Origin of the sequence: Paenibacillus sp. FSL H8-0260 (assembly GCF_045040625.1) — a bacterium.
Taxonomy (GTDB): domain Bacteria; phylum Bacillota; class Bacilli; order Paenibacillales; family Paenibacillaceae; genus Paenibacillus_AQ; species Paenibacillus_AQ odorifer.
Genome location: NZ_CP150298.1, coordinates 2,095,302 through 2,114,505 on the forward strand (window position 1 = coordinate 2,095,302; position 19,204 = coordinate 2,114,505).

Genomic DNA, 19,204 nt, shown 5'->3' on the forward strand with positions numbered 1-19,204 from the left:
TATGACTGCTGCTGAACGCCGGGAGAAATACTTGCTAAATGAATTCGATAGAATCTTTGAATCCTTGGAATATCGACTTTTTGAACATTTGGCAGCAGCTGACCATATCGTAGCTAAAATTATTTCAGAGGCATCAACTGCAGGTGTTGGGTTATCAACTAGTCAAAAAGTTGTACGGGCAAAGATTGAGGACATGATTGACCAAATAGCTGAAAAACGTGAATTAGAATCCCCAAAAAGAGCGAGGAAAGATTCGAAATGACACATTACGAGGTTGGTAAGAAATATAAAAAGATCGTAACAGTTGCAAAAATGCATGAGGATGCCCCGAGCGTACTAATGATTGATGATATGCGTTATGTACTTGATCCGCCGCGGACTCCTAGAAAGGGTGGTAAAGATGGCTCAAGGAAATAGAGGTGCAGCTTTTGAAAACTTAATTAATTTCACAAATGAATCCTATGAACATAGAGAATTAGCCGTGATCAATAAGCGATCAACCCCAGTAAAAGTAACAAGAAGTAAAGGAACAAAGGTACTCGCTGGATTCTTTGAGGCAAAATCAACTGTTGACTATGATGGAATTTATCGTGGAAGAGCTATTTTTTTCGAAGCTAAGTCAATCCAAGAGCTTGATAGATTTGACCTAAAAAAGGTTGAGGATCATCAGTACGAGCATCTAGAGAAGTGTCATAAGTTCGGAGCTCTATGCTTCGTGCTGGTGGAGTTTAGAAAGCAACGAAAGACGTACTTATTACCATTCACTACGTTGAGAGCTTATAAGACTGAGGCAGCTCGTGGAGGCCGTAAGAGCATGACACTAGATAACATGGAGATAGATGCCTATGAAGTTAGTTCAGGACGAAGCATGCCACTAGATTATTTAGCTACAGTTGATAGAGTTTGGTTCGAGGACACTCAGAAGAATGCCTGATAGAAATGGCTGGCTGACCCGTAACGAAGCTGCAGAATGTGGTAAGCCACTTTATATCACAGGCGGTCCCGGATGGCGTCCAGAACGTCCCAAAGGTTGGGCAATCCTACCAAAATATCGATGTGCGCAACTTAAAGCTCATGTGGAAGCTACCGAACAGCCTATTGCTTATCTTCATGTACGAAATGCAATTCCACCTTATAGCTATGCTCCATTGTACGCTCGGGATAAACAACAGATCGAAGTAAGCCAGCTCACGCCAGGCGAACTTGCAGAAGCGGAGAGAGGATCATGATTCTGGTATGTCTCCAGTGTGGATCAGATATGAGGGAAATAACTCCGGACTTATATCGTTGTACTGAATGTGAGTGGGAGGCAGAGCAATTATCTATAGAACAACCTACTAAACAAAATCAAAGAGAGATGAGGTGTAGCATGGTTCAAGAAACCCCTCATAAAACTTTCTGGAAACCGCAGAAACAAGAGAAACCCAAGAAGACAAGCAGCTTAGGGCAGCGGAAGAAGGAGAAGAAAGAGGTATCTCCTTTGAAGCAAAAGATATTCGCAGATCACAAGCCAGGTAAAAGTTCAAAACAGCGCTGTGAGTTTCCAGCGGCAGTAATTAAGGAATTGATTGCAGAGGCTGACGGTAAATGTTCACATTGTAAAACTGCCCCGGATACAACAACACATCATGTAATGCCACGAGGAAGAAAGGGCAGGGGAGTTAAGACAAATGGATTACGCCTTTGTGGGGTCTGCCATGACATTATCCAAACGGATGAAGAGCTCTTGCAGTACTGGATTTCAGTGTTTTGGAATAAATACGGTGATTACTTTTGGTTTGATGAACAAGATTGGGACGAATACAATCACAAGCTAAATAAGCAGATGGAACTAGAGAAGGTAAAAGAAGAACGATTGCAGCAGATTGAACCTATAGCGGATCTAATCGCAACGGCAGCCGGTCGGGAGCTTCGAGCAAAGGAGCTTAGATTGCTGGAGTCGTTTGAAACTAAGGATTTGAATATCTTCACCGCGATGTTTACTGATGCTCTTAATGGCTATGCAGCACAGGGATCTTACCATCCTAATGACCGATTTGAAGATTAGTTAGTTCATATAACAACGTGGAAAGGGTGGTATTGATGACAGAAACTGAACGTCGCAGACACTTCCAGCGAATCAAATCTTTGAGTAACGAAAAGTTTTGGAAGTACATGAATGTACTGCATACCCGAGCTTATACCAAGGCAGAAAACCATTATCAAGAGGCTATGGATATCGTATTAACACCAAAGCAGAAAGCAGCAGTAATTGCTAAGGCTAATGAGATTCGAGAGTTATGGGATGGCATGCCATCAATCACTTTGGATGCTACAGAGGATGCAGAAATGCGGGAGTTGGGAGTATGAAAGAAATCATCGTTGATAACTTCGCAGGTGGCGGAGGTGCTTCCACAGGGATTGAGCTTGCAACTGGACGCTCAGTGGACATAGCGATTAACCACGATCCAGCAGCTATAGCCATGCACCGTGCGAATCATCCAGAAACTGAACATTACTGTGAATCTGTGTGGGACGTTGATCCCCGAGAAATTGCAGCAGGTCGTCCAGTAGGATTGGTTTGGCTATCACCCGACTGCAAGCACTTCAGTAAAGCCAAGGGTGGAAAACCTGTAGAAAAGACCATTCGAGGGCTTGCATGGATCGCAGTAAGATGGGCAGCTACGGTACGTCCTCGGGTGATCATGTTGGAGAATGTTGAAGAGTTTAAAACATGGGGACCGCTGATGAAAGACGGTTATCCCGATCCTGATCAAAAGGGACGGACGTTCAATTGCTTCGTCAACGCTCTACGCCGTCAAGGATATAACGTGGAATGGCGTGAACTGAGAGCATGTGATTACGGAGCGCCAACAATTCGTAAACGACTGTTTCTAATTGCTCGCCGCGATGGACGCCCGATAGTCTGGCCGGAACCCACGCACGGAGCCCCGGATAGTCAGGAAGTGTTAGCCGGCAAGCGTGCGCCATGGAGAACTGCTGCTGAAATTATAGATTGGTCGCTTCCTTGCCCATCCATATTTGAACGTAAAAAGCCACTGGCTGATAACACTTTACGTCGAATCGCTCGGGGTATTCAGAAGTTCGTAATCAATAATGCTAATCCGTTTATAGTGCGGGTGAACCATAGTGGATCTAATCATCATTATTGCGATTCTATCGAAGAGCCATTTAAGACTATCACTTCAAAGAATGGTTGGGGTCTAGTAACTCCCTATATTGCTCGTATTGGTCAGACTGGATTTGGTGGTGACCGCCTGCAATACGAAGTGGAAGATCCATTAACTACAATTACTACCAAAGCAGAACACTTGCTTGTTAGTCCTACACTGATTCAGATGGGCTACGGAGATCCAGAAGGGAAACGAGTCCTAGACCTCGATAAACCTGTTGGAACTGTAACTGCAGGAGGTAACAAATTCGCTCTTGCCGCAGCTTGCTTGATTAAGCACTATGGTGGCGGATATAAAGGACCAGGTAACGCAGTAGACGAACCACTTTCCACTGTCACAACGGTGGATCATAATGCCATCGTTACAGCTCACGTTGCACGTCATTTCGGAGAGTCAGTTGGTAGTGCTATAGATGATCCGATCGGAACAGTGACAGCTGGCGGAGGCGGAAAGAGTGCTTTAGTTACAAGCCACATGGTCAAGTTACGAGGAACGAATATCGGTCACGCAACAGATGAGCCAGTCCACACAGTGACAGCCGGAGGGCTGCATATCGGAGAGGTTAGAGCCTTTCTGATTGCTTATTACGGTTCTAGCGTAGGACAGGATCTATCAGATCCCCTGCAAACGGTAGTTACCAAAGATAGATTTGGGCTTGTGACGATTCACGGTGTGGAATATCAGATCGTAGATATCGGCATGAGAATGCTTGAGCCACATGAGCTATTCGCAGCTCAAGGGTTCCCATCCAATTACATCATTAATGTGGATGCCGATGGCAAGCGTTATTCCAAGAGCGCACAGGTAGCCCGTTGTGGTAATGCTGTTCCACCGCCGTTTGCGAAAGCCTTGGTAAGAGCAAACTTACCTGAGATGTGTGTAGGTTCCGGTAGAGGGTTGGTGCTGGAAAGATATAAGCCGGCAGTTGGGCAGATGGAGTTTAGCCTATGACAGATCTCAGTGAAGCAGCCAAGCAAATCTGTCGGGAAAATCTCAAAGACAACTGCCATCGTTGCCCATTGCGTTCGCAATGTGTACGAAATCTTGGTGCCGGGAGAGAAGCCTACGAAAGATGGTTGAGTGAGGTTAACACTGCTGCTGAGATATTAGTAAATAAGGGGGTATAACAGCACCCAACAAACAATTCACTTACGTCTTGACCGCCAAATACGGGCGCACACCATAATCATCGCAAAGATAAGTAGGAAATATAAAAATTTGGACACATCAATCACCTCTATATTACTCAAGTTAACACCTATTCAGCCCAAATAATACCATTCGATAGTTTTTGATTATGTGCTTTATATCATGAGAGGAGATAACCAGTATGAGCAGAGAGCACAAATTCCGGGGCATGGACCTTGAAGGAAACTGGCACATTGGGAATCTAGCAATACTGCCCGAGGACGTGCGGCATCTGAAAAAGGGGTATTACATTTCCAACGAGGCAGGACTCCCGTTTGCTTACCAAGTACGACCAGAGACAGTCGGTCAATATATCGGTCGTGCTGATGATAAAGGCAAAGACCTTTTCGAAGGGCAGCGAGTCAAATTCACTAATCTATCATTAGGCAGATTTTCCAAGGACGAACAATGGGCAGAAGGCGTTATTGCATACAGTGAGGAAAGCTCTGTATTTTATATCAGCCAAGGCAAAGACAGCGGATGGAATCTTAGAGAATCGTCAGTTTTAGTTTTGGATGATGAAGGAGAGGCGGCGAAGGCGTGAAAACAATTAATGAGCTGGTTAATGAAGCCCACTGTAATGCTGTAGACAAAGGTTGGTGGGTTGAGGAACGGAGTTTTGGTGAAATCATTGCCCTGATTCATTCAGAGGCTTCGGAGGCACTGGAGGACTTTAGAAATGGCAAGAAGCCTACAGAGGTTTGGTACGAAGAAAAGTCCGCTTTCGGGATGACGCTCACTCGCTTAGAAATGGCAGACGATACTTGGAAACCATGCGGCATACCGTCCGAGCTGGCAGACATTGTGATTCGTGTATTTGACGCCTGTGGTCGTTATGGAATCGATCTGGAGCAAGCAATTAAGGAGAAGATGGCTTACAACGCAACACGTCCACAACGGCACGGAGGAAAGGTTATATGACTGAACTCAAGAAATGCCCCGAATGTGGTCGGACACTTTGCCAACTCTGTGAGGAAAAACATTCAGAACTGGTCATGAAAAATAAGTTCAACGGTAATGAATTGGAAGTTTGCAAGGAATGCCATGAGGAGGTATGGGGCAAATGAGTGAATCAGGAAAAGTTTCCTTACCCAGCATGACACCAGAACAGCTTGCATTGCTCAAAGCAGATATAAAAGCTGAAATCCTAAGAGACCTAACCAAGCAAGATTTAAGAGTGAGCCACTCTGCGGCAAAGAGTCCTTTAGCTGATCTATACGCTAAGTATAAAGGCCCATTATATGAAAAATTCGGCGTTGGTGTATGGGCGCAAGTATGGGAGACGATACGCAAACTGGCAACATTCCGGGCTGGGCATAGATATATCCGAGAACTACTTCCAAGCGAAGAAGTGGAAGCAGCAGAATTTGCAGAAGGGCTATTAATTCAATTACTTGGTGAGGGGGAATCTCAATGCTGACACCAGAACGGATAGAAGAGAAGAAGCTTAAAAAGGGTGATCGTGTCGTAATGCACACTTGCATTGAATCCGAGGAAGAACCGGGAAAGATATGGACGTGCAAGTCAGATCAGTTTACGTGAGGGAAGGGAGTATTTGCACAGGATTCTGTATTCCTCGAAGGGTACAGTGGATCATTCGCACCTGAATTTCTCCAAAAGATCGTTTTACCTTCAGAGGATGAACGTATGCTGGCTGCTCTAGAAGAGTCACAACAACGTATTGGGAAACTCGAACTGTATATTAAGTCACTTGAATTCAACCGCGAGGATACTCAAAAACGTGCTAATGAGAAGTTAAGAGAACGCGACACTAAGTTAGCAGAGGCACAGCAGACCATAGCCCGACAACGAGAGGTACTGGATTTCTATGCTAATCAAGAACATTGGGAGTTGCCAAGCTTCGGTAGAGGTCAATCAATGGTTACGAGCGACAGAGGAAGTAAAGCACGTGAATTGTTGGAGGAAGGGACGGCAATGCCGGTTACTTCAAACTGTCCCACATGTGGAAACCAACACCCTATAAACCATCCAAGTAGGCCGGGAATTTATTTGTGTGTACCGTGTGACTATGTATATGAGGAAGGGAGCGACAAGGCATGAAATTGACCGTAGAACAAAAAGAAGCATTGTATCGAAAGAGACAGATAGAACGGCTGAATTTTGCTGAATTGGCAGCCAAATTAAATTGCACTCGTGTACAAATGGTCAGCGCTCAAATGGGAAATAACTTGCCTGACGAAGTGTACAGGGCTGTAACGGATTGGATCGGGGAGGGTAAGGCATGACACAGGTAAAGGATAAGACAAACATTTGCCCCCGAGAGAGGGCAGAGGCGGCATATATCACGCTACAGGGGGCGAGGTAGTATATGTACTATTTACGCAAGGAGCCAGAGGAAAAGACGATTCCGCCCATTCCTCTAACTAACGGCAACATCATCCCAGAGCGGAAATTCATGAGCGACGATCGGGCAGTATACAAGGCCCACGAATTCTCTCGCTTCTATCGAGGAGGATTTAAAGGGATTGATGGGCGCTACCAAGGTATGAAGGTGTACACCTGCAAGACGCTTAAGCGCATTCTTGAGCTTAGAGCGTCCACTCTCAGGGCCACCAATGAGCTGTTTGATGTATACGACGAGAACGGGAAGGTTGAGCTTCCCGATTATGAAGGAGGAATTACAGTATGACCAGAACAGTCGAAGCCAGATTTGATACCACGGGCAAGGAAATACAACTACATGATGTTCTGAAAGATGAAGAAACCGGAGAGATGGCATTGGTGGTCTACGCCACAAATAAATCTGGTGTGCAGGGCTTGGCGGTCGAAAACCAAATAGTCGGAATTGGTGATTGGTTGGATGTTTATCCAGATGGTGTCTGGACTATCGTGGGGAACGCTGGAACTTTGATTGTATAAAGCACATTACGAAAATTCAGGGACAGAGAGGGTTAATAGCCCTCCTCTCCCACTAAGGGAGGATAACCATGTACATTATAGAATTCACGGACGGATCAAGCACAACCGAAATTGTCGGCAAGAAAAGCGCATTCAAGGATGCTGCTGACTTCTTGGAAAAATGCAAAGGTGAATTCGATTGGAAGTTTGATGATATTGATTTTGAAATAACAGTGGAAGACGTTCAAGACGGTGCATACTGCCGATACTATCCACGCATGCCAGAAGATTACTCACACCTTGAAATGGAGAGCGGTTATACATTTTGCAACCCGGGAAAAGGGGCTTTTGAAGTGTACTTCATACCGTGGCAGAAGCTTTGTAAGGAACGGTTGTTTTCGGGAACTAAGGTACGGGAGGAAGCCCAATGACACAAACACCACAACACCCGCCGATGACCTATGAACAGTTGAAACAATCGCATGACGAATGGAGAATGCTGGCCATGCACAATTATGGTGTGGCAAAGGCAGCAGAGGAACGGGAACAACAGCTGAAAGCATTCGTGGAAAAACTTCGAGAAGAAAACAGCGCTCATGACTTCTACTACGGAGGAATTCACGAGGAATGTAACGATATTTTATCCACCCTTTACCCAGATACCCCAGCACAACTATCAGAAGAGAAATTACCTGAATGGACTAAGGTGAAAAGTCGTGAAGATGGGCAGATTTATACAATTCATGATGCAACGGAAACGAATAATCAGTTTGGGTATGGTATCTATCGTTACAGGGTCAAAGAAAGATTAGACACAGGATTTGCGCTACACAAAAAGTGGTTCGATGTAATTTCAGATAACCCAGCACCCAAGGAGGGAGAATAGATGCCACACTGGTTAGATGTTTACCCACATGAGGTGCATGCTTCCGTCATTCTTAAAAACGATAAAATTAAGATTTGGAAAGTCGGAGAACGGAAGCTTAGCGGTAGTTATAAGATCGACGATCTGAAAACCCAACATCCCAAGTATAGTTACCACGAAATAACATGGGCGGTCAACAATCAAGATGAGCATAACGCAGTCTTTGCTAAACATGCACGGGAATGGTACAGACAATGGCAGCACGCAGATGAGTTTAAAGGGTTTCATGCTTATAAGGTTGAGGAAGGAGATAACCAATGACATCAGACATGCAAAAACTTCAAAAAGAAACGATCGACAAATGTCAGGAATACTATGAGGCTGTTGCTGAATGGCTACCCATGAAAGGATTCATATGGTTACGGAACGAGGAAACTGGTCAACTGATGGTGTACACAAGGGGAGAATATACGACACAGATCATGGAATTCCTAAAGGGACTGGAGGAAACGATATGACACTCACAAGGGAAGATAACGATATACCGAAAATAATACGCCGAAACTTATTTCAACAAAAACATGGTATGCATTTCGACTTAGAGGATGTCCTTAATGATTCTGATTTGATGGAGAAAATCATCTATCTTTATGACATCGGTATAACAGTGAAGATGATAAAGGGCGCTTACTCTGACATTGAGAATGAGAGAGGCGAAGATAACCGAACAGTTACAGAGTCTATCGAAGGCAGAGAGTATTACTGATTGGCCGTCAGGCCTCCGATTCGACCGCATTACATAGCGACAGCGGAGGCCGCAGGGCTGGATGAACTTATAAGGGGGCTGAGACATGAAGGTCACATATTTCAAATGGCATAATAACTACGATCTATTGATAGGTGTTTCCTATCAAGCAACACGATATAAGCCGGGCTGGTTATTAATCGAAGGCGTGCTGTATCGGGAAGAATGCTTTACGGAAGCACTGTAACGGACAATTTAGGAGGCTGAGACCCCAATCAAAGGAGACGATAACAGATGGCAAAGTTTATCAGATTAAATTCACCAGACGGAATTCCATTAAGCGTAAACGTGGATCATATCGTTGCTTATGCTGATATTCCGTATCAGAAGAGTACAAAGGTCTACACAGCTAATGATTCTTTCATAGTAAAACAATCGGTTGAGGAAATTGACGCACTAACTATAGAGGTATAAGGGGGAGAAGAGGATATGAGCATATATCAATTAACGGAACAGGCAGCATTGAGCAACATCATTAATCAATCCCTACACATATTTCCTAAATCATTTATAAATCGCAACAACGAAATCATATTAGAGCCAAGAAATAATGTTTACTTTCGCTTAGATGATGTGAAAACAGAGCTTGAATTTAAATGCAAAATGTTTGCGTGGTTATCGAGGCCTATTGCTAAAGGATTGAACAAGTATTGGGCGCCAAGAGTACTAAAAAGCTTCAATGAGTTGCTTGGAACGAACTTCACAAAAGATGAAATGTACGAAATATATGAATGGTTAGGAAATGATATAAATCGGAATTTGACGGTGTTGTTCATTGAATCTAATTACGACTTATCTTTATTGAAAAGAGGTTAATCATAGGCCGTAGGGCTACGAGTCAGACCGAATAATCCCAGTGATAACGGGGGCCGGAGGAGATTTATCCCTTCTGCTCCCCATAAAGAGAGGAACAAGACACTATAAAAGCGAGGTCAGTAGAATGAGGTACAAGGACACTCAAAAAGCATTGTCGGACGGGCATAGACAATTTATTTTTACTGCAAGCCCTGGAGAGCCTGTAAATGTACTGGCGTGGGGTCCGAGTTGGGTTAGATTCAAAGATCCGTATAACACATATCCTATTAGTACAAACATGAAGATGTTTTCTATGTTGGTGGAAGGTATTTATACAGAAAAAAGCCCTGAAGCGTCAGGGCAATAGCAGCTTTTATCCTCAAGTCGATTATATCACAAAGGAGTTGAGGGTTAATGATGAATGATCGGGCGTTGATTGCGAGTTATAAAGACACTAAAGGGAAGTTAAATAAAAAGCTTGCTTCACTGGAAAAAGAACTTGAGCCACTGAAGAAGAAAATAGAAGACTCCAAAGATAGGAATGAGCGTGAACTCTTACGTAAGCAGATGGAACCGATCAAATTAGATAAAAATATGATGTCTGCAATTATAAGTGATCTAGATTATTCAATTGAATGGATGGAAACAGGATATCCTCCAGGATGGCGGAGAACGATTGACAGAAGATCTGGAGCTCAACGAACAAGTGTATGGGATCCTGCATGGATGGAATATCTCACAGCCTATGAAGTAGAGTTTCAACAGGAGGAAGAGGAAGGACGATGTTTGCAACCTCATGAACAATATGCTATCGAGGATGCCATGCACAATTTATCTGAGAGAGAAAGGCAATGCTTCGTTCTACACCACGGTTGTGGAATGTCCCTTAAACAGATTTCTCTAGAACTGGATACTAAAAAAAGCACGGTGCAATCTTATCTGGATCGGGCTACAACCAAAGTAGAGATTAACAAGGGAATGAGTCTATTCCTCCAATGTGTCTAATCTTGCCGTACGCCTGCCACCTATATATAGGAGGAACCTATTAACGGTTCGACTCTTATAATGAATGACGTGTAAAATCCCACGCCAGCCGATGAGCTCACGGTTAATTGAGCTCGACCATATAAAAATCATTAAACGGTATTCTGACAATGTCCTCTGGGCGTTAGAGCGGTATGCCGTTTTAGTTTGCTCCCTTAACTCAGCGGTAAGAGTACAGAGCTTATATCTCTGTGGTCGCTGGTTCGATTCCAGCAGGGAGTATAGAAACGGGGGTGACTCATGGAATATGTACTGGTTGCATTTAGAATCATCGGAAGTATTGGCATGGGATATTTACTCTTCAAATCAAATACAGCGCGTGGTAAGAAGGATTGGAATGAAGCTTTTTATTGTTTGGCATTTGCTGCTGTGGCAGCGATTATCCTAAATTAATACCTGCCCATAATCTAAACCCCAAAAGCTGCAGAGGTGACGGTGAAGTAAGGTACATGGGTAAATAGTAGCAGGAAAATTATCCCTAAGCATCGAAGTATGAGGTAGAAGGGAGGTGTATATAATGGAAATGTTTAAAGAATTTAAAAAAGCGGCGATTGTTCCGGGCTTTACACCGTGGAAATCAGTTTTATTGATCGCTCAAGAATACCTTAGTGATGATAAAGTTAAGGCGTTTTATCCAAAGGGTGATATGGAGTCTGATGACAATGGCCAATTGTATATTTTCACTGAATCAGATCTTTGGATTTTTCAAAAAGAAAACAGTATTGAAAAAATACAAGTGAAAAAAGATATTAAGGTTACCGAAATTACCCGTAGCGTAGTCAATAGTACACGTCCAACTGGATTAAATCTACAAATCCAATTAGAGTCAGGTGAAATTATTGATTTTAATGCAAGTGAGGGTGTAAATGAACAGTGGCTTGAAAATTTTAATAATTATATCGAGTTGGTTTTCACAAAACTTAGATAAAGTGATGGAGCACCTTCGGGTGCTTTTTTTCATGCTTTAAATACGGGGGTGGTGATAATGTAATGCCAAGAGCACGCGATCCAAACCGGGACCGCGCACTAGAAATATGGCGTGAACACGGTGGGGAAATAACAAACAGGCAAATAGCAGAGAAACTGGAAATTGGCGAAAAGAAGGTAGCCGTCTGGAAGCAGCGTGATAAATGGAGTGTTGTACAACAATTATCAAATAACGTTGTACAACAGCCAAAGAAGAGTGTTGTACAACAAAAGAATCCAAAGGTTAACAAGAGCCAAAAGATAGCGGCTAGGGGTGACCCGGATAAAAGCGACTCAGCAAAACTCACGGAGAAGGAAGAAATATTCATTCTTGAATACCTCAGAGACTTCAATGCAACTCGTGCAGCAATGGCAGCAGGCTACAGTAAGAAGACTGCTTATGTAATTGGATGGGAGAACCTTAGAAAACCTAAGGTACAGGCCAAAATTGCAGAGCATAAAGAGGCTGTTACCTCTGAACTTGGTTTAAGTGTTCAGCGTGTAATTGCGGAATATCTTAAGATCGCCTTTGCTGATACCTCAGATTATGTTGAATTTGGACAGACTGAGGAACCCGTGCTGAATGAATATGGTCCGGTGCTAGATCAAGAAGGTGTCCAGTTGACCCGTACCGTTGATTTCGTACATTTTAAAAACAGTTATGAAGTTGACGGAACGCTAATAAGCGAGGTTAAGCAGGGGCGCGATGGAGTCAGTATTAAGTTCTACGATAAATTGAAGGCCCTGAAAGAACTGGAGAAATATCTAGGCTACATGGATGAAGAGACTAAACTCCGAGTCCAGAAGATGCAGCTTGAGGTTGCAGCCATCAGTAAAGAAGTCGAATCTGAGGTCGTATTCATAAAGGATGATCTCCATGAGTAAGGTTATCAGCTTACAGGAGACCGTTGGTAAGGGATACGCAAAGTTCTGGCATTTTAAAGGACGCTATCGGGTTGTAAAGGGAGGACGGGGCTCCAAAAAGAGTGTGACAGCTGCTCTATCGATCATCGCAAAGATGATGGAGTATCCACTTGCTAATACCTTGGTGCTTCGTAAGACATTCAACTCACATAAAGACTCGACGTGGGCGCAACTCAAATGGGCGGCTAATAGGTTGGGTGTAGGTAACAAGTGGCATTTCAAGAAATCCCCGCTGGAAGCTATATATAAGCCAACAGGACAAAAGATATTGTTCCGAGGCCTAGATGATCCGATGTCAATCACCTCTATTACGGTGGACACCGGCTATTTGTGTTGGGCGTGGTTTGAAGAAGCCTATCAGATTCTTAACGAAGATGATTTCGATAAGGTGGATATGTCTATTCGTGGTCTGCTGCCGGAAGGATATTATAAGCAGCTAACGATTACTTTTAACCCTTGGAATGAAAAACATTGGTTAAAACATCGCTTCTTCGATACCGAGAACCCAGATACATTTGTGGATACTACAACATACCGCTGTAATGAGTTCCTGGGAGACGAGGACCGCAAACTATTTGAGTGGATGAAGAAGCATAAACCAAAGCGTCATAGGGTAGAGGGTGACGGAGATTGGGGTATTGCTGAGGGTGCTATATATGAAGACTGGCGGGAAGAAGAGTTTGATTACCGAGCTATTGCCAAGCAAAAGGGTTACAGGGCAGTGTTTGGACTCGACTTTGGTTATACGAATGACCCTACCGCTCTTGTATGCGCTCTGGTCAACAAAGAGGAGAAGAAGCTGTATATCTTCGATGAACACTATGAGCACGGCATGCTGAATGATGATATTGCCGATATGCTGAAAGAAAAGGGCTACTCTAAGGAGCGTATCATTGCGGATTCCTCAGAGCCGAAGTCCATTGCTGAAATCCGCGGCTTCGGGATCGGTAGGATTAGAGCTGCTGAAAAGGGCGGGGATAGCATTAAGGTTGGTATTCAGACCATTCAGCAATATGAAATTATAGTTCATAAATTCAAATGCCCGAATGTCAGCATAGAATTATCAAGCTATGTATGGGAACAGAATAAAGCTGGGAAGTTCACGAAAAAGCCAGTAGATGACTTTAACCATGCTATGGATGCGTTGCGTTATGCTATGGAACAAATCCGCAAACCAGATGCATTCTCATTTGATTAATAGGAGAGGAGGAAACCTATTTGAGTACCACACAGGAAGTTTTCAAAATCATTGAAGACGGAGCAGCAAATGCTATGACGATTGAACAGATCATCAAACAGGAAATCGATGATTGGTACAACTCCCAAGATCGCAAGGACATGCTTGCCGGGGAGAAGTATTACCGAAATAAGAGCGACATACTGGACCGAAAGCGTATGACCATCGGTGATGGTGGGGCACAAATTGAAGCTAAAAACCTGGCTAATAATAAAATCGTTCATGGATTCTTGAGGAAACTTGTTGACCAGAAAGCGGGGTATCTGCTGAGTAAGGAAATGAGCATTCAAACAGAAAACAAAGTCTACGATGAAATGCTGAGCGGATTCTTTGATAAAGGATTCAAACGGATGCTCAAGAGCCTGCTAAAGGAGTCCATTAAGAAGGGCCGCGCTTGGCTTCACATTTACTATGATGAAAAGGGCAATTTCCGGTTTAAAATGCTGCCGTCAGAAGAGATTATTCCCCTATGGAGGGACGCTGCTCACACTGATCTACAAGCGCTCATCCGGGTGTATGAGGTCGAAGCCTATCAAGGAACTAAAAAGACCACTATCCAGAAAGTTGAGTATTGGCATTCTAAGGGTGTTAACCGTTATGTGGTTGGCTCCAGCAGCCATTTGCCCACGCCATCTATAAGCGGTCTCATCTCTGATGTGGAATCGGGAGGGAATAGCGGCCACTTCTCTGTAATTTATGAAAAGGAAGAGACAGATGAGAAGGCATTGAACTGGGAGCGAATCCCCTTCATATGCTTTAAATACAACGAGGATGAGCTGCCGCTGATATCATTGCTCAAGAGCCAGATTGATGAGTATGATCAAAAAAAATCTGACAATAGCAATAACTTGGAGGATTTGCCGAACAGTGTTTATGTAATCCGTGGATATGAGGGCTCTGATTTAGGTGAGTTCCGTCGTAACCTGTCCATACTACGGGCTGTTAAGGTGTCAGCAGATGATAACAGTGGAGTAGACACTCTTAACTTGGAGATCGACACGGAAGCGTACAAGAATCATATGGATATGACTCGAAACGATATCTATGAATTTGGCCGTGGGGTAGATACTCCAGCAGATTCATTTGCTACAGCACCGAGCGGGGAAGCGTTAAAATTCTTATATGCTGATTTGGACATGGATGCTAATGACATAGAAAATGAATTCCAAGCAGCACTTGAACAGCTTCTTTGGTTCGTTGATAAACATATCGAGAACACCACAGGCGACGATTTTTCTGAAGAAACAGTCAACTTCCTATTTAATCGGGACATCGTCATTAATGAATCACAGGTTATCACTGATGCTAAGAACAGTGAGGGAATCGTATCCAAAGAGACACAAGTAGCAAATCATCCGTGGGTTACTGATGTAAAGGAAGAATTGAAACGTCTGGAAGCTGAAGAGGCCGCGAGTCTTGCAAAAATTGATGAATACGGGCTCCCTAATAATGACACTTCCTCAGGAGGTGGAGCTGATGATAACAAAACAGACACAAGCGAAAATTAACGATCTAATCTGTGCCTTGAGTGATCGAGCAACCACCGATATCGTTTCTGGCTCTGCTGTGCCGCTAAGTACTATTGATAGCCTAAGGAGATTGATAGAGGTTACAGCTGGATGGATATCCGAAGATAAGCCGCCCGTTTGTGGATTCGTTATTTCTAATCCATCAGAAGAGGCGGGAGCTGATAACGAATGAAGTCAGCAGCTTACTGGTCTAAGCGAATGGAGCAACTGAATGAATCACTTTTAAATAAGGGTGTACCATTCACAAAGGCAATGAATAAGGAATATCGGAAGGCTCAGATATCCATCCAGACAGATGTTAACAATTTCTATCAACGGTTTGCAGATAATAATGGGATTGTAAGCTTATCCGCTGCTAAGCAAGTTCTTAAAGCTGGAGAGTTGAAAGAATTCAAGTGGACCGTTGAGGATTACATTGCTCGGGGTAAAGAGAACGCCATAGATCAGCGGTGGATGAAGGAACTAGAGAATGCCAGTATTAGAGTACGTGTTACCCGTTTAGAATCCATTCAATTGCAGATGAAACAACATGTCGAGGAATTATCTGTTAAGCGTCTATCAGGCACAACAGAGCTATTAGGTAACGTCTACAAGGATGGTTACTATCGAAGTATTTTTGAACTTGAAAAGGGTATCGGTATAGGAGCATCTTTCTCCAAGGTAGATAAGCGGCAGCTTGAAGCTATCCTTTCGGCTCCATGGGCACCAGATGGTAGCAACTTCTCATCTCGTATATGGACAGATCGAGTAAGGCTGAATGGTGAGCTGCGGAATATCTTTACTCAAGGACTTATACGCGGGGATACATCAAAACAGATGATTCAACAGCTTCAGGATCGTATGGGTGTATCAGAAAAAGCAGCTACACGACTAATCCTTACGGAATCAGCATACTTTGCTGGACAATCTCGACTAGCGGGTTATAAAGAATTAGGTGTTGAAGAATACCGCTTTACAGCTACGTTGGATAATAAGACATCTGCTAAGTGCCAGGATATGGATGGAAAAGTATTTGCTATTGTTGATGCGGTAGTTAATGTTAACTACCCACCTCTACATGCTCATTGTCGTTCTACCACTATCCCGCACTATGACGATAACATTAAAGCTCGGGTAGCGCGTGACGAGGACGGTAAGACTGAGACCATACCAGAAGATATCAACTATAAGGAATGGGCGGAGAAATACGCTCCAGAAGCTGCAGAGACTGTTTCTGTTGAAACTCCGAGTAAGCAAGCACCAGAGACTCCCTTACCTACTATTAAGATTCCGGGCGGGCCAACAAAGGATATTCCAATTCCTGAGAAAAGCATATATACCTCGGAACCGGAGAAGTGGTATGATGAAACCGGAAAGACTGCACCACCGCTGATTAATCTCAGTAAGATGGATCTACCGAAGCTGCAGCCAGACATTCCGCGTAAACTAGGTAATATCGATCTGTCTAAACCTGATATCGTCCGCAACTATGTAAAGGATGCTGAGCAAGCCATCAGGAACGCTACAGAAGAACATGCTATTGCTCTCACTAAAGAAGGTGAGGTTATCCATGTTAAGGGCGATAAGGCATCTGTCGATATTACCAAGATCAAACCACCTGAAGTACTTAAAAAGAGCATCGTTACCCATAACCACCCTACAGTGGATGGGGAACCCGGAGGATCATTTAGCCGGGACGATGTCCTAGCATTCATAAAGAATGGAATCAAGGAGTTGCGAGCAGTTGATTCAGGTAGCACGTACATCCTGAAGAAGTCAGCCCCGATAAACCTGAGTACTGATGAGATTAACAGGTTACTTGATAAAGCAGAAGATTCGTATCTTGCATTACTAACTATTGAGCAGGCACTCACAGGTTATGACGAAAAGCATCTAACCATGGAACAGCTAGTAATGCTACTTGAATCGCTACAATATACAAAGGAGTGATGATCTTGCGAACTAAAGAAGAGAATAGAGCGGCTATTGCCGAACAGTTTGCCCCGCAACGTGAGAAGCTAGGCGAACGATTTGACGCTTTTGTGGACGAGATCAGCGCCGTTAGGTATGAGTATCTTCAGAAGCGTGATAAGCTGCCAAAACAGCTAGTAGGTGTTCTGGATGCTAATGCAGCGGACGAACGGCGGTTAAATCGTGAAGAAGCTATGAAATGGGTACTAATCAAACAGAAATATGGTATATGAAGCACTCTCCAATATGCGAGGGTGCTTTTTATATTGTCTGAAGGGGTGAGAACATGAGTGCTTTGCTGGTAGGTGATGAAGTAGAGATCATTCAAGAATGTGGTGGCCACATTGAAGGGTCATGGCCTGAGATTTATAAAGAAGGGGAGAAATATAAGAGCCTTCGAGTTATAAATGTATCGAACCGGGACCTTGCTGAAGGGACCACCTCAGATAAAAAGGGGTATATACTCCAGGATGATGCTAGATTTTTTGTTCCTCGCGAAGCCATAAAGAGTCAAGGTTACCGCCATGAAGATCAGCTTTAATGATTACAAGAGGAAGCAGCCGGCTGTCGGATGGGTTCCGTGGGAAATCGACCACTGGACTCAGACAATACGTTTATGTAGATGGTGGGCTTATCCCTTCAAGCTGATTTACGTATTCTTTCGTTCCCAGCGAGTAGGGCTATATCATTGGTTTAATAAAGTCGGAATCATGAAGACGCCTTTAGGCTGTTACATGAGATTTTCGGACATTTGGAAACGGGATAAGAAAAAGTTAGGCCGTGGTTGAGACTACCGCGGCCTATTTGCTCATGAACCGGAGCATATCGGTTCACTCCCTAAGCTGGAGAGCAGCTATACAAATCTATGGAGGTAGATGATATATGGATTGGTTGAAAGAGTTGTTGAAGAAGTTGGGCGTTGAAGATTCCAAGATTGACGGAGCTATTGCAGATGCTGGCAAAGAGATTCCGAAGCACTTTGTTCCGAAGAGTCAGTATAACGAAGTTTCTACGGCTAAACAGCAGGCTGAGAAGGATGTCGCTGATCGGGACAAGCAAATCGAGGATCTGAGTAAAGCTGCTGGACTGTCAGATGATCTGAAGAAGCAGATCGATCAGCTCAAGTCTGATAACAAGACGGCAAAGGATAAATATGACGCCGACCTGCAACAGATCAAGTTGGACAATGCCATTACTGCTGTACTCACTGGTAAGGTGCATAACGAGAAGGTGGTAACTGGTTTGATTGACAAGACCAAGCTGATAATTGGCGATGATGGGAATTTGGTCGGCTTGGATGAACAACTCACAGGCTTAAAAAGTACTGATGCATACCTGTTCAAACCAGAAGCCGATCCACAGCAGCAACAGCCGGCTCCCTCATTCAGAGGGACGACACCGCTTGATGCAACAAAACCTGCTGGTACTACGCCTGAAGGGTACAACGCCGGGAAGTCTATTGCAGAACAAAGAAACCAAGGGAGTGAGAAAAAATGAATTTGAATCCAAGAGTTAAGGAATACGGATCACAAAAGGAAATTCTGTATACGGTTAAAGGATCTATCGAAAAAGTCGGGGGCATTACTCTGGATGGCACTAAATTCGCACTAAACACATTGATTCCAGCTGGTACAGCAGTTAGCATCCAGGCAAACAGATTGGCTAAACCTTGGGCAGATGCTGATACAGGTACACCATATCTGACGAACCACGATGTATTTACGGGCGAAGCTACTACTGTGAATGTGATTGTGGGTGCATGGGCTGAGGCGCTGGTTGTTGCAAGTAAACTCACTGGGGTTACAGCAGCATTTAAGACAGCTGCTGGCGGTCGTTATAGATACTACTAAAATAGAAAAGGAAGGGTGA

The 19,204-nt window shown here is 43.8% G+C and carries 36 protein-coding genes and 1 tRNA gene; all 37 read left to right on the forward strand.

Annotation, left to right across the window (positions count from 1 at the left end; genetic code table 11):
• Window position 1 precedes the first annotated feature (1 nt).
• Entirely contained in the window at window positions 2-262 is a 261-nt protein-coding gene (locus tag MHI51_RS08920; RefSeq protein WP_076303890.1) for a hypothetical protein, read from the forward strand.
• Window positions 259-417 (forward strand): hypothetical protein, encoded by a 159-nt coding sequence (locus MHI51_RS08925; RefSeq protein ID WP_175618927.1) that lies wholly within the window; start codon window positions 259-261, stop codon window positions 415-417. Before MHI51_RS08920 ends, MHI51_RS08925 begins: the two co-directional genes overlap by 4 nt.
• Window positions 401-934, forward strand: a complete 534-nt coding sequence (locus MHI51_RS08930; protein WP_076306101.1) for a Holliday junction resolvase RecU — start codon at window positions 401-403, stop codon at window positions 932-934. The genes MHI51_RS08925 and MHI51_RS08930 overlap by 17 nt, the downstream gene beginning before the upstream one ends.
• Window positions 927-1,229 (forward strand): hypothetical protein, encoded by a 303-nt coding sequence (locus MHI51_RS08935; RefSeq protein WP_036684300.1) that lies wholly within the window; start codon window positions 927-929, stop codon window positions 1,227-1,229. Before MHI51_RS08930 ends, MHI51_RS08935 begins: the two co-directional genes overlap by 8 nt.
• Before the next feature lie 140 nt (window positions 1,230-1,369).
• Complete coding sequence (locus MHI51_RS08940; RefSeq protein WP_235219503.1) at window positions 1,370-2,047, forward strand: HNH endonuclease; 678 nt, start codon at window positions 1,370-1,372, stop codon at window positions 2,045-2,047.
• Between the two features lie 35 nt (window positions 2,048-2,082).
• Window positions 2,083-2,349 (forward strand): hypothetical protein, encoded by a 267-nt coding sequence (locus tag MHI51_RS08945; RefSeq protein ID WP_076306099.1) that lies wholly within the window; start codon window positions 2,083-2,085, stop codon window positions 2,347-2,349.
• On the forward strand, window positions 2,346-4,124 hold the full coding sequence (locus tag MHI51_RS08950) for a DNA cytosine methyltransferase (RefSeq protein WP_076219417.1): 1,779 nt from the start codon (window positions 2,346-2,348) through the stop codon (window positions 4,122-4,124). The genes MHI51_RS08945 and MHI51_RS08950 overlap by 4 nt, the downstream gene beginning before the upstream one ends.
• Window positions 4,121-4,300, forward strand: a complete 180-nt coding sequence (locus MHI51_RS08955; RefSeq protein WP_144024925.1) for a hypothetical protein — start codon at window positions 4,121-4,123, stop codon at window positions 4,298-4,300. The genes MHI51_RS08950 and MHI51_RS08955 overlap by 4 nt, the downstream gene beginning before the upstream one ends.
• A gap of 203 nt (window positions 4,301-4,503) precedes the next feature.
• Window positions 4,504-4,905, forward strand: a complete 402-nt coding sequence (locus MHI51_RS08960) for a hypothetical protein (protein ID WP_076221085.1) — start codon at window positions 4,504-4,506, stop codon at window positions 4,903-4,905.
• A complete protein-coding gene (locus MHI51_RS08965; protein ID WP_076221088.1) occupies window positions 4,902-5,282 on the forward strand; it encodes a hypothetical protein in 381 nt (126 codons plus the stop codon). The genes MHI51_RS08960 and MHI51_RS08965 overlap by 4 nt, the downstream gene beginning before the upstream one ends.
• Before the next feature lie 142 nt (window positions 5,283-5,424).
• Entirely contained in the window at window positions 5,425-5,781 is a 357-nt protein-coding gene (locus tag MHI51_RS08970) for a hypothetical protein (protein ID WP_405173777.1), read from the forward strand.
• The gene (locus MHI51_RS08975; RefSeq protein WP_405173778.1) at window positions 5,775-5,903 is read left to right on the forward strand and encodes a hypothetical protein; all 129 of its coding nucleotides are present in this window, start codon (window positions 5,775-5,777) and stop codon (window positions 5,901-5,903) included. The genes MHI51_RS08970 and MHI51_RS08975 overlap by 7 nt, the downstream gene beginning before the upstream one ends.
• A gap of 105 nt (window positions 5,904-6,008) precedes the next feature.
• Entirely contained in the window at window positions 6,009-6,422 is a 414-nt protein-coding gene (locus MHI51_RS08980) for a hypothetical protein (protein WP_405173779.1), read from the forward strand.
• Window positions 6,419-6,607, forward strand: coding sequence for a hypothetical protein (locus MHI51_RS08985; protein ID WP_076277312.1), 189 nt, complete (start codon window positions 6,419-6,421; stop codon window positions 6,605-6,607). The genes MHI51_RS08980 and MHI51_RS08985 overlap by 4 nt, the downstream gene beginning before the upstream one ends.
• Before the next feature lie 83 nt (window positions 6,608-6,690).
• Entirely contained in the window at window positions 6,691-7,011 is a 321-nt protein-coding gene (locus MHI51_RS08990; protein WP_405173780.1) for a hypothetical protein, read from the forward strand.
• The gene (locus MHI51_RS08995) at window positions 7,008-7,241 is read left to right on the forward strand and encodes a hypothetical protein (protein WP_405173781.1); all 234 of its coding nucleotides are present in this window, start codon (window positions 7,008-7,010) and stop codon (window positions 7,239-7,241) included. Before MHI51_RS08990 ends, MHI51_RS08995 begins: the two co-directional genes overlap by 4 nt.
• Window positions 7,242-7,309: 68 nt before the next feature.
• Complete coding sequence (locus MHI51_RS09000) at window positions 7,310-7,651, forward strand: hypothetical protein (RefSeq protein WP_341088902.1); 342 nt, start codon at window positions 7,310-7,312, stop codon at window positions 7,649-7,651.
• Entirely contained in the window at window positions 7,648-8,106 is a 459-nt protein-coding gene (locus MHI51_RS09005; protein WP_405173782.1) for a hypothetical protein, read from the forward strand. The genes MHI51_RS09000 and MHI51_RS09005 overlap by 4 nt, the downstream gene beginning before the upstream one ends.
• Window positions 8,107-8,406 carry a hypothetical protein gene (locus MHI51_RS09010; protein WP_405173783.1) on the forward strand — a complete coding sequence of 100 codons (300 nt, stop codon included), beginning with the start codon at window positions 8,107-8,109 and terminating at the stop codon, window positions 8,404-8,406.
• The gene (locus tag MHI51_RS09015) at window positions 8,403-8,603 is read left to right on the forward strand and encodes a hypothetical protein (protein ID WP_339248179.1); all 201 of its coding nucleotides are present in this window, start codon (window positions 8,403-8,405) and stop codon (window positions 8,601-8,603) included. Before MHI51_RS09010 ends, MHI51_RS09015 begins: the two co-directional genes overlap by 4 nt.
• The gene (locus tag MHI51_RS09020; RefSeq protein ID WP_076304718.1) at window positions 8,600-8,851 is read left to right on the forward strand and encodes a hypothetical protein; all 252 of its coding nucleotides are present in this window, start codon (window positions 8,600-8,602) and stop codon (window positions 8,849-8,851) included. Before MHI51_RS09015 ends, MHI51_RS09020 begins: the two co-directional genes overlap by 4 nt.
• 85 nt (window positions 8,852-8,936) lie before the next feature.
• Window positions 8,937-9,077 carry a hypothetical protein gene (locus tag MHI51_RS09025; protein ID WP_341002862.1) on the forward strand — a complete coding sequence of 47 codons (141 nt, stop codon included), beginning with the start codon at window positions 8,937-8,939 and terminating at the stop codon, window positions 9,075-9,077.
• 47 nt (window positions 9,078-9,124) lie between these two features.
• On the forward strand, window positions 9,125-9,304 hold the full coding sequence (locus MHI51_RS09030; protein WP_076218588.1) for a hypothetical protein: 180 nt from the start codon (window positions 9,125-9,127) through the stop codon (window positions 9,302-9,304).
• Window positions 9,305-9,319: 15 nt separating this feature from the next.
• Window positions 9,320-9,706: a hypothetical protein gene (locus MHI51_RS09035; RefSeq protein ID WP_405173784.1), complete on the forward strand. Its 387-nt coding sequence runs from the start codon at window positions 9,320-9,322 to the stop codon at window positions 9,704-9,706.
• A gap of 393 nt (window positions 9,707-10,099) precedes the next feature.
• Complete coding sequence (locus tag MHI51_RS09040; RefSeq protein ID WP_051491328.1) at window positions 10,100-10,690, forward strand: sigma factor-like helix-turn-helix DNA-binding protein; 591 nt, start codon at window positions 10,100-10,102, stop codon at window positions 10,688-10,690.
• 188 nt (window positions 10,691-10,878) lie between these two features.
• Window positions 10,879-10,951: transfer RNA gene (locus MHI51_RS09045), tRNA-Ile, on the forward strand.
• Between the two features lie 18 nt (window positions 10,952-10,969).
• Window positions 10,970-11,122 (forward strand): hypothetical protein, encoded by a 153-nt coding sequence (locus MHI51_RS09050; protein WP_339246857.1) that lies wholly within the window; start codon window positions 10,970-10,972, stop codon window positions 11,120-11,122.
• Between the two features lie 124 nt (window positions 11,123-11,246).
• Window positions 11,247-11,657 (forward strand): hypothetical protein, encoded by a 411-nt coding sequence (locus MHI51_RS09055; RefSeq protein ID WP_405173785.1) that lies wholly within the window; start codon window positions 11,247-11,249, stop codon window positions 11,655-11,657.
• Between the two features lie 62 nt (window positions 11,658-11,719).
• Window positions 11,720-12,580 carry a terminase small subunit gene (locus MHI51_RS09060; protein ID WP_405173786.1) on the forward strand — a complete coding sequence of 287 codons (861 nt, stop codon included), beginning with the start codon at window positions 11,720-11,722 and terminating at the stop codon, window positions 12,578-12,580.
• A complete protein-coding gene (locus MHI51_RS09065) occupies window positions 12,573-13,817 on the forward strand; it encodes a PBSX family phage terminase large subunit (RefSeq protein ID WP_217696491.1) in 1,245 nt (414 codons plus the stop codon). The genes MHI51_RS09060 and MHI51_RS09065 overlap by 8 nt, the downstream gene beginning before the upstream one ends.
• Before the next feature lie 20 nt (window positions 13,818-13,837).
• Window positions 13,838-15,364, forward strand: a complete 1,527-nt coding sequence (locus MHI51_RS09070; protein ID WP_405173787.1) for a phage portal protein — start codon at window positions 13,838-13,840, stop codon at window positions 15,362-15,364.
• Complete coding sequence (locus MHI51_RS09075; RefSeq protein ID WP_341001850.1) at window positions 15,333-15,557, forward strand: hypothetical protein; 225 nt, start codon at window positions 15,333-15,335, stop codon at window positions 15,555-15,557. Before MHI51_RS09070 ends, MHI51_RS09075 begins: the two co-directional genes overlap by 32 nt.
• The gene (locus MHI51_RS09080; RefSeq protein ID WP_405173788.1) at window positions 15,554-17,314 is read left to right on the forward strand and encodes a minor capsid protein; all 1,761 of its coding nucleotides are present in this window, start codon (window positions 15,554-15,556) and stop codon (window positions 17,312-17,314) included. The genes MHI51_RS09075 and MHI51_RS09080 overlap by 4 nt, the downstream gene beginning before the upstream one ends.
• A 5-nt stretch (window positions 17,315-17,319) precedes the next feature.
• A complete protein-coding gene (locus tag MHI51_RS09085) occupies window positions 17,320-17,568 on the forward strand; it encodes a hypothetical protein (RefSeq protein WP_036684254.1) in 249 nt (82 codons plus the stop codon).
• 53 nt (window positions 17,569-17,621) lie between these two features.
• Window positions 17,622-17,876, forward strand: coding sequence for a hypothetical protein (locus tag MHI51_RS09090; RefSeq protein ID WP_405173789.1), 255 nt, complete (start codon window positions 17,622-17,624; stop codon window positions 17,874-17,876).
• Window positions 17,877-18,217: 341 nt separating this feature from the next.
• Window positions 18,218-18,832 carry a phage scaffolding protein gene (locus MHI51_RS09095; RefSeq protein ID WP_405173790.1) on the forward strand — a complete coding sequence of 205 codons (615 nt, stop codon included), beginning with the start codon at window positions 18,218-18,220 and terminating at the stop codon, window positions 18,830-18,832.
• Window positions 18,829-19,185 (forward strand): hypothetical protein, encoded by a 357-nt coding sequence (locus MHI51_RS09100; protein ID WP_076303915.1) that lies wholly within the window; start codon window positions 18,829-18,831, stop codon window positions 19,183-19,185. The genes MHI51_RS09095 and MHI51_RS09100 overlap by 4 nt, the downstream gene beginning before the upstream one ends.
• Window positions 19,186-19,204 lie beyond the last annotated feature (19 nt).